This window comes from Corallococcus sp. CA041A (assembly GCF_003612075.1).
GTDB lineage: Bacteria > Myxococcota > Myxococcia > Myxococcales > Myxococcaceae > Corallococcus > Corallococcus exiguus.
This window is the reverse complement of record NZ_RAWF01000337.1, coordinates 1-9,424: the sequence shown is the minus strand read 5'-3', so window position 1 is coordinate 9,424 and position 9,424 is coordinate 1. Positions and strand designations below refer to the sequence as shown.

Annotated in this window: 8 protein-coding genes; 5 read left to right on the top strand and 3 right to left on the bottom strand. The window is 66.4% G+C overall.

Features of this window, described 5'->3' with window-relative positions; all coding sequences use genetic code 11:
- The first annotated feature begins 110 nt into the window (after positions 1–110).
- The 5 genes from D7V77_RS37525 (at position 111) to D7V77_RS37505 (ending at position 5,449) form a co-directional block, all read left to right on the top strand.
- Positions 111–1,682, top strand: a complete 1,572-nt coding sequence (locus D7V77_RS37525) for an MYXO-CTERM sorting domain-containing protein (protein ID WP_120581046.1) — start codon at positions 111–113, stop codon at positions 1,680–1,682.
- A gap of 61 nt (positions 1,683–1,743) precedes the next feature.
- Positions 1,744–3,060 carry a hypothetical protein gene (locus D7V77_RS37520; protein ID WP_120581045.1) on the top strand — a complete coding sequence of 439 codons (1,317 nt, stop codon included), beginning with the start codon at positions 1,744–1,746 and terminating at the stop codon, positions 3,058–3,060.
- 5 nt (positions 3,061–3,065) lie between these two features.
- On the top strand, positions 3,066–4,022 hold the full coding sequence (locus D7V77_RS37515) for a hypothetical protein (RefSeq protein WP_120581044.1): 957 nt from the start codon (positions 3,066–3,068) through the stop codon (positions 4,020–4,022).
- A 48-nt stretch (positions 4,023–4,070) separates the two neighbouring features.
- Positions 4,071–4,898: a crotonase/enoyl-CoA hydratase family protein gene (locus D7V77_RS37510; protein ID WP_120581043.1), complete on the top strand. Its 828-nt coding sequence runs from the start codon at positions 4,071–4,073 to the stop codon at positions 4,896–4,898.
- Positions 4,899–5,014: 116 nt separating this feature from the next.
- On the top strand, positions 5,015–5,449 hold the full coding sequence (locus tag D7V77_RS37505; RefSeq protein WP_233597474.1) for a hypothetical protein: 435 nt from the start codon (positions 5,015–5,017) through the stop codon (positions 5,447–5,449).
- A gap of 320 nt (positions 5,450–5,769) precedes the next feature.
- On the opposite strand, the gene D7V77_RS37500 is transcribed toward D7V77_RS37505, so the two are convergent.
- The 3 genes from D7V77_RS37500 to D7V77_RS43415 all read right to left on the bottom strand — a co-directional run bounded on the left by D7V77_RS37500 (position 5,770) and on the right by D7V77_RS43415 (position 8,370).
- Positions 5,770–6,537 (bottom strand): IS66 family transposase, encoded by a 768-nt coding sequence (locus tag D7V77_RS37500; RefSeq protein WP_158624563.1) that lies wholly within the window; start codon positions 6,535–6,537, stop codon positions 5,770–5,772.
- A 46-nt stretch (positions 6,538–6,583) separates the two neighbouring features.
- Positions 6,584–7,435 (bottom strand): DUF6444 domain-containing protein, encoded by an 852-nt coding sequence (locus D7V77_RS37495; protein WP_120581041.1) that lies wholly within the window; start codon positions 7,433–7,435, stop codon positions 6,584–6,586.
- A 533-nt stretch (positions 7,436–7,968) separates the two neighbouring features.
- Positions 7,969–8,370 carry a hypothetical protein gene (locus D7V77_RS43415; protein ID WP_147452283.1) on the bottom strand — a complete coding sequence of 134 codons (402 nt, stop codon included), beginning with the start codon at positions 8,368–8,370 and terminating at the stop codon, positions 7,969–7,971.
- Positions 8,371–9,424: the final 1,054 nt, after the last annotated feature.

Below are 9,424 nucleotides of genomic sequence, written 5' to 3'. Positions count from 1 at the left end.
CTTCACCGCTTGGGCCTTGTACTCGACCGAGAACTCTCGGCGCGGCCGACGGGCCTTCTTCGACTTCTCCTCGTTCGCGGACATCCCGTGCTCCTTCCATCACATCTCGGGTGTCCACGGAACCGGGCTACTCCCAGGACACCGCGCGGGTGCCCCTCTTCACCCACTCGGGGCAGAAGGCGCTGCATGACCTCTACTTCGACGGCACGCGGCTGCGCGCGGTGTGGACCGAGTACGTCGGCTCGTTCGGCCTCAAGTCCGGACGCTTCGAGACCGACGGCACCGTGGTGGATGGAGAGGGCCGCTATCTGGCCTGGGGCGCCAACTTCCAGGACGTGCCGAGCGTGGCCTCCTCGGGAGGCACCGGGCTCGTGGCGTGGAGGGATCAGCTGGGCGAGGAGGCCGCGAGCACCGCCAGCATCCGGATCCAGCCGCTGAACGCCGACGGGCAGCCCATGGGCGGCGTGCGGGTCCTCCCCTCCCCGACGTACGTGGTCAGTCCGACGGTGAGCGCTGGCGACGGCGTGTACCTGGTGGCCTGGGGCGAGGGGGGCTCCAGCTATGACGTCAAGGCCCAGCGGGTGCGGGCGGACGGAACGCTCATTGATGCGCAGCCCCTCGCGCTCGCCACGTACACCCTGACCGGCCCCGCCTCCGTCGCCAGCGCCGGGAACACCTTCTTCGTTGTCTGGGAGGCGGCGGGCCGCCGCATCACCGGGGTGATGGTTCGCGAGGACGGCTCGGTGTCGAGCCCCATCCAGCTTCCCAGGCCTGCCTCCACCGCCCAGACGCAGAGCCAGCCCAAGGTGGCCTTCAACGGCACCCACTTCCTGGTCGTGTGGGCGAACTACAACGGCGATTACGACATCCATGCCGCCCGGGTGAGCCCCACCGGGCAACTGGTGGATGCGACACCGCGGATCATCTCCGCCGCGAGGTCCACCCAGTACGAGCCGGACGTCGCCGCGCATGGTGACTTCCTGGTCACCTGGTCGGACTACCGCAACGGAGGGGGTTTGCCGCAGATCCGCGCCGCGCGCGTGGCGAGCGACGGCACGCTGAAGGACCCGGACGGAAAGGTCATCATCGCGGATTATTCGATGAAGCGGTTCGCGCAGCCGATGTTCGACGGCTCCGGCTTCACCGTCCTCTGGCAGCAGGGGTCGGATGCATTCATGGGTCTCAAGCTGGTGCGCGTATCGCTGGATGGGACGGTGTTGACGCCCGCGCCGCTGGACGTGTGGCCCGCTCAGGACAACGCGAACCCGGCGAGCATCTCCCTGATCGCGCCCCACAAGGCGGTCATCGTCTACCAGCGCTTCGACTCGGGCCCCGGCCTGTACGTGACCCGCGTGCACGGGCGGGTGCTGAGCATCACACCGGAAGAGGACAAGCCGGACGCCGGCAGCGGCGACGCGGGCCTGGACAGCGGCGTGGATGCCGGCACCGACGGTGGTGGCGGCGACACGGATGGTGGCGGCGACGCGGGCACGGACGGGGGTGTGGATGCAGGCACCGACGGCGGCACGCGGCCGGACGCGGGCACGACGGTCGATGCGGGCACGGGCGCTCCGGAGGAGCCCGAGGACTCCGGCTGCGGGTGCTCGTCCACGGGCGCGCCTCTCTGGGGCTTCCTGCCCCTGGCCCTGCTGCTGCGCCGCCGCCGCTCGCGGACGGCGTAGGGAGGCCGCCGGAGCGGCGTGGTTGCGCGATGCGGCCCGGCGGGTGTCTGCTGCCGGGCCCATGTCACGCAACACGCAGTGGAAGGTGGCCGGCTTCGGTGTGTCGGCCCTGGTGCTCATCGCCGCGCTGGTCCTCGCCAACGGCTCGCCTGAGGTTCATGAAACGCTGTCTTCGGCGCGGAGCGACCGGGATGAATACGTCCAGTTGGCCCTGGCCGCCCTCCGCGACGCGGACCCCACGGGCGAGCTGAAGTACGACCCGGAGCAATTCCTCATCCAGCGCATCGCCCCGGACGGCGGTCTGGGGATGTCCCTCTTCCTCGCGAACTTCTACCGCGAGTACCAGGCCACCCCGCCCGAGCGGCGCGGCGAGGTGCTCGCGCGGTTGGGGCGGGCGGGCGTGCTCCCGGAAGCCGCGGCCACCTACGAACAGGCGCGTCCCCTGCTGAGGCTCGTGGTGCGTGCCCGCGACACCTTCGAGGCATTCTCCCAGCAGGCCGGTGAGTCCGCGCCGGTGTCCTGGCGGCCGGTGGGCGAGGTGCTGGCGGAGGCGCTCGTCCAGGACACTCCGGACGCCATGCGCTACGTGCCCACGGAGGAGCTGGCGCGCTGGGGCATCTCCTACGAGCAGGCCCGCGCCGATGCGATGGCCAACCTGCGACGGATGGAGGCCGTGCCGCTCCGGCACCTGACCCTGGGCGTCTGCGCCATCTTCACGAACGACAGCTACGGTGCCTCACGGCTGCTGCTGGACGACGTGGTGCGCGGCTGCGAGGTGAAGGGCGATCCGGTGGTGGTCGTCCCCAACCGGGACACGGTGCTCATCACCGGCGCCGACGACGCCACGGGCCTGCTCACGTTGGCGGAGGCCGCGCTGGAGGGCGTCCAGGCGCCGCGCCCCGTGGATGGGAGCGCGCTGCGCCTCACGGCCGACGGATGGAAGCCCTTCCTCCCCGGACCCAAGAGCCCGGCGCGGAGCATCCTGGAGAACCTGGCGTTCACCAGCAAGGTGCGCGGCTACCAGGACCAGACCGACAGGCTCCGGAAACAACAGGAGCAGGAGCACAGCGAGGTCTTCGTCGCCAGCCTCCTACCGGAGAAGGACGCCGAGGGGCGCTACTTCGGTCAGACCGTCTGGTCCAACGAAGGCGAGGCGCTGCTCCCGCGAGCGGACGTCATCCTCTTCATCGACGCGACGCTGGGCCCCGACGCGCCCCCGGTGGCCGCGGTCCGCTGGGACCTCGTGGTGCGCGACGCTGGAACGCTGCTGATGCCCGAGCTGGGCGTGTACCCGGAGCGCTACCGCGTGACGGGCTTTCCCTCCAAGGAACAGCTCCAGCGCTGGAAGGCGGATCCCACGGCCATGGACGTGCCCTGACGCCGATGGCGGTATGCTCGCGCGGCCCCCAACGCGGAGGATGGCCCCTGGCGCTCGTTCCCCTCTACAAGCCGCAAGACCTGGTGAAGAAGGCCTCGAAGCAGGCCGTCTTCCCGTCCCTCACGGTGCCGGCGCCGCCGTCCCAGCAGCGGTCGCTCGTCGGGTTGAAGCGCTTGATGCACGAGCGCAACCTGGACCCGCACGGACTGGAGGCCACGGTCTACGACACGCAGGGCTGTGTGCTCAGCGGGGCGCTGCACGAGGCCGTCGACCTGTCGGAGAACACGAACCCCATCACCGAGCCGGGCACCGGCGTCATGTTCAACGGGGACCACAACCTGCTGGCCCTGGTGGTGGGCGGCCCCGTGGTCGCGCAGTCCTTCGACATCTACTACCTGCACTGGGGCTTCGACAGCACCCACTGCGTGCGGCTGGGCTCGCACGCGAACTACTTCGTCACCGCCGCCCTCCAGGGGTGCTCCATCTTCGTCACCGGAGACCCCGCTTCGCCGACGGTGTACCACCTGAACGCGAACTCGGCGGGAGCGAACGCGCCCAACGACGCGGCGAGGTATCAGGCGAAGGTCCAGGTCATGGAGGCCCGCTTCAACGCAGCCCGGAAGACCCTGGGCGGCAGCCAGCAGTCGTCGGCCTCCGCGTCAATGCATGACTACATGCCCGGCATGCTGAGCACGGCGGGCACCGCGCAGCTCGAATACGAGCGCGGCGTGAGCGGCGCCTCCTGGTACGACGTGGGCACGCATGGCTTCCGGTCGTTCTGGAAGGTGGACCAGGACGAGCTGATGCAGTTCGGCACCGTGTTCGGGGTGCGGGAGTCGGGGCGCTGGTCCTTCTACTTCCAGAAGCGCAGCCGCCATGAGTACCGCTACAAGACCTGGATGTCCGGCCGCGCCCGCCATGCCGAATGGAGCGCGGAGTGCCACCGGTTCTGGCCCGCCTGAGCGGCATCTGCTCAAGTGCCGTCCGCTCACTTCCCTGGGAGGGAACGGATGGACGGCACGTACAAGTCACTGCGCATCGAGAAGGCCGACGGCATCGCCGAGCTGGTGCTCACCGGCCCGGGCAAGGGCAACGCCATGGGCCCCGACTTCTGGCGGGAGATGCCCGAGGCGCTCCGAGCGCTGGACGCTGACGACGCCGTGCGCGTGCTGCTGGTGCGCGGTGAGGGGCAGAACTTCACCTACGGCCTGGACCTGATGGGGATGATGGAGTCCCTGGGGCCGCTGCTCACCGGCGAGAGCAACCTGGCGCTGGAGCGCAGCCGGCTGCTCAAGCTGATTGGAGAGATGCAGCAGGCCACGGAAGGCATGGCCCGGTGCAGGAAGCCCGTCATCGCCGCGGTGCATGGCTGGTGCATTGGCGGGGGCATGGACCTCATCGCAGCGTGTGACTTCCGGTACTGCTCGCAGGAGGCGAAGTTCTCCCTGCGCGAGGTGAAGGTCGGCATCGTCGCGGACCTGGGCGCGCTCCAGCGGTTGCCGCGCATCATTGGCGAGGGGAACACGCGCGAGCTGGCCTACACAGGCGGTGACGTGGACGCGGCGCGCGCGCTGCGCATGGGCCTGGTCAACGAGGTCTTCCCTTCCCCCGAGGCCCTGCTCACGGAGGCGCGGGCGACGGCGAGGCGCATCGCGGACAACCCGCCGCTCGTGGTCCAAGGCGCCAAGCAGGTGATGGAGTACTGCGCGGACAAGTCCATCGCGGACGGGCTGCGCTACGTGGCGGTGTGGAACTCGGCGTTCCTCCAGTCACTGGATTTGACGGAGGCCTTCTCCGCCTTCGCCGAGCGCCGTCCGCCCAAGTTCCAGGGGCGCTGAGGAAAAGGGCATTCCAGGACCACGAGCGCGAGGCACTGCGCACGTGGCTTGCGAACGAGCAGGTCCAGGCGCCGAAGCCCGCGAAGTTCAACGTGCGGACATACCAGCGCGAAGCCATGCCCGCGCCCGTCGTGAGCGCGGGCGTGAAGAAGCTCGCGTCCGTTCCACGCAGGCTGGTGTCGCTGCTCGGCAGGCATGTGAGCGACGCGAAGCTCCCGGCGGAGTTGAAGAAGCTGAAGCTGCCCAAGACCCAGGGGAAGCTGAAGGACACGAAGCGCGGCATCACCGTCAGTGTCGGGCGCGGCGGCGTGATCCGCGAAGTGCATCTCGGCAAGAACTACGACGGTCCGCTTGCGTTCAAGCTGCCCTCGGGCGTGAACGATTTCACGGCGACGAAGCTCCTGGGGAAACCGACGGGCGAACTCAAGAAGAAGGACGGCGGCAGTGTCTGGGAGAAGGTCCTCGATGCCGACCGTGGCATCTATTTCTCACGCAGCAGTGGTCATTTCGACTGGTGGTCGGAACACCGGTTCTTCATCAAGACGAAGTGACCTCTCCACGCTCCTCCACGTCAGGGGGAGCACATGCCCAGGTGCGGCAGGTCGGTTCCGCACCTGAGTTCCTGAGCACCCTGATAGGCCATACGCTCCAGCGATGATAGTCTCCCGCCACGACAATGAATTGACGCGGGGCCAAGCATGTCTCGATTCCGGAAGCTGACTGGAGACACCTCCAACCACATTGTCGCCCGGACACGAAATAGGACGCTGTTGGCCGAGGACAAAGGCAAGCGCGCCGCTTCCATCAACAAGCCTGGCTTCATCGACCGTAAGAGTTCACGGGGGCCGGCGGCCGCGAGTGTGAGCTGAGATTACGTGCCGGGGAGTAGCGAGAGCGCGGGAGTGCCGTCCAGATGGGATTCGAGAGCGGTCGTGAGATAGTCGAGCACGTTGCGCTCCTGCTTCCTGAGGCTCATCACGACGGTGAGGATGCGCTCGACGAAGCGGCTGCCGTCCTCGCTCTGGGTGCCGAAGCTCGTCTTGCGCCAGATGACCGCATGGCGCAGGTCCCTCTCGGCGACGTTATTAGTGGGCTCGACGTCCTCGGTATAGACGAACGTCCAGAGGGCGTCCTTGAGCTTGAGGATTTCCCTGGCGGTGCCGGCCACCTTCTTCGGACACACGTCCGCGGCCTCCGACAGGAGCCGCTCCACCTCTCGCATCAGCGGCCGCATCTTCCGCTGGAAGGTAGCGCGCTGGAGCAGCCCATCGCGCGCCAGATGCCACCATTCGAAGAGGACGAAGACTTCGGCCAGCAGCAGCTCTCCCAGCCGCTTCGCCTCCCCGCCGCGCTCGACGAAGCCCTCGAACTCGCGCACCAGGTGCGCCCAGCAGACCTGCCGCTTGAGGGCGTGCACCCAATTGTAGGCACACCACCTGTCGGAGATGAGCGTGCCTCGAAAGTCTTCTCCCTGCATCGTTTGGGCGACGGCCTTGCCGCGACTCTTGACGATGAGGAAGACCGCCACGACTGCGGTGCTGGCTACCCACAGCCAGGCTCTCGCATGCTTCTGCCACCAGCCGGTTTCATCCTGGTGCACGGCCGGCTGCGCCTGCACGTACGCACGTGCCTCATCCACCGGCGCCGCCAGGTGTCATGGGCCGCCCCATCGGATCGCGCGTGGGTCACCTCCTCGGATCGCAGTCTCGATCACTCCAACCAGCCCGCGTGCTCGGAAGCGTCAAGGGTCGGCTACGCCGAAACCTGAACGGTTCTGCGCCCTTGACCCTCCCTCCGCGCGCGGGCGAAGGGCAACCGGCCGCAAGCGGCCAGTCCTGAGCGATCAGGAGTCGCGATCCGTTTGGCCGACCCGGATGCGGTCCATGACCCCGGCCCCTGACAGCCAGGGCCTGGCTCACCAAGTACTCAAGGTTGCTGACGCTGCCGAGCGCCAGCTCCACGCCCAGCACGTCCTCCAGCAACTCCTGCACCAGCCGCTTGGACAGGCGGAAGCGTCCGGTGGCCAGAGCGATGAAGCCCGTCAGGCGCGGACCGAAGCTGCCCTCGGGCACTCCCGCCGGCAACGGTGCGCAGCGCCAGGCGTTGCAGCCGGCGCACCAGCCAGCGTGCAACTCGTACTGCTTCACCTCGGGCACGATGCGCGGCAACTCCACCACCTGGTGGATTCGTGCGGGAGGCGTGCTCTCCAGTCGCAACAGGGGGCCGGTGCAGCCCGTGCAGCGCTCCGGTGAGGGCACCGCAACCACCTGCGTCACCTTGTCCGGCGGCATCAGCTCGCGCTTGCGGCCCTTGTGTCCGGGCTGGCCTCCGGGCTTACGCCCGGTCGGCTCCGACTTCCTGGGCGGCGTACCAGGCGGGTCCGAGGACGGAGGCTTCGAGGAATTCCGCGAGGTGCTACGCAGCCGCGCCTCCAACTCCGCAATGCGAGCCTCATGCTGCTCGATTCGCGCGAGCGCCGCGCTCAGCAGTCGCTCCAGCTCCGCAATACGCGCATCTCTCGGGTCGGGCGTGGCCACGTCCCAGTATTTCTAATCCGCCCCCGGCCCACGTCGAGCGTGGTGAGACCCACCGTCCGCAGCCCAACTGGCCCCTCATGCGAGCGCCACCCCGTGAACGCTTACAGTCGATCGACCGATCAGTGTGTAGCTTTTGCGTGTACATGATCCGCGAAAGGCAGCCGACCAGAAAACACCACAAGACATTGCAGATCAATGTGCATTTTCATCTTTAGCTAACCGCCTATTGTGTATCAAGCGCGATGTGGTCGAAGGATACGTTCGTGGGCTTGTCATACTCCCAGCCCGGCGCGTCACTTGGGCTGGCCTCGATGACCAGACGAGTGGGCGGAGCGGCTACAGCGCGGCTTGACCTTGGTTTTTCCTACTCCCCAAGGGCCGCGAAAAGTAACAACTGGCGTATTCGGAAGCTTAAACGCTGCAGCCAAATCAGTCTTAACCTGCGAGATGCCCATCAATGAATCCTTTATCGTCGCAACTGCCTACACCTCTCAGACAAGCCATCGGCAAGAACTGGCTCGGTGCTTAGGGCTTCACCGGTTCGCACGAGAAGAAGAGCGTGCGGTTTTTTGCCGCGTCCTGTCCGAGGGCACCTTCCCACGTCGTGTCTTCTGTCTGGTCGCTTTTTTCACACCCTTGCGCGGCTTTACTCCAGACACGACTTCACGCATCTCGTCGTTGAACCGCCTGATGAACATCATCGCATTCATGAGCGCATCCACAGGACCTTGACCGAAGATAGGCGTCACCTTGGTCAAATGCCCCTCGATCATCACTGGCGTGTACCAGCAGCGCTCCTGCGGGAAATGGACAGGCCGCCCTACCGTGAGCCTTGAAGTGCGCCGTTTGCCCTCGGGAGTAGTGTATCTCCAGTAATCATCCGCGATAGGGGCTTCGATCACAGTCAACTGCGGGCGCCAATCATCTTCGGGCACATGTCACCTCAGCGGTTAGATTTAGCGGGAGGACCGAAATACGCATTGCAAAACACAATGCACGCTCCTTTGGAGGCCCTGCTAGTCGCCCAGCATGATTGCCTGATCACATTCTGTCTTGCAGTCCTGTCAGGAAGCGCTCTACAGAACGACTCCATGGCCTCACCACCGGCCGCGCATGCCTGCGTGCACGCAAGTGACTTCCAAGGGTCTTTGATATTCGGCTCATATTCCTCGCTTGGAGTTGCGGGAGCCGAGTCTGATACCAAGATCCTCTCTGGGGCTGCAGCATCGCTCCGAAAAAGATTCTGGGAGGCCGTGCTCCGCCATTGGGAGGACGGTCCCGATTCAGTTACGGGCGCTCCCAAAGAAGGCCTTGAGGCAGGAGTTGTTGCGCACGCCACCAATAGGAACGGGCAGACGGAGAGTGCATGGAGCCGTGGCATGAGGTCCCACCAGCATATGTGTAGTTCTTTCGGCAGCCAATACCCTGCGCACATCCTGATCACGGCACGAAAGATTCAGGCTGGCACGTGTAGGGCCAGGCTTGATTCAAACTCGGGCGTCTTTGATCGCGTGGGCAGAGTATGAGGCGAGCAGGGACACGAAGACAATGCTGCGTCGTCTGGCCGGGTGGCCGCGTAGTGAGTTCGAGCCAAGGGAAGAAAGGCGGAGGGTCCGACGAGACTATCAAGAGAGAGTGGGAAGGTGCATGGTGAGTGTCAACGTAGTTGTCGCGTTGAAGATCAGCACTTCGGTGAGGGCAACCGTGTCGGTGCGGGCCGAGGCCGGAGCCATAGGGTAGCTGGGGATGTAGGCCTTCAATGCGTTCGAACGCCCAGCGAAGAGAATGGGGCGTGTTGGCGTGCGGGGAGAAGCCCTCCAGGAAGGAGCACCGAGGCTGCTTGCTGGGAGGGAGCAGGACATCCAGTTCCTGTCAGCGCAGTCGCGGCTGCAGGGAATTCGCTTGGTATGCCTGCTGCGCGTCCTTGGGCCCTTGCGCGGGGACAGCACTGTTCCCTCCGGCCGCCTGTGCTCGTACGCCCCATGCTCC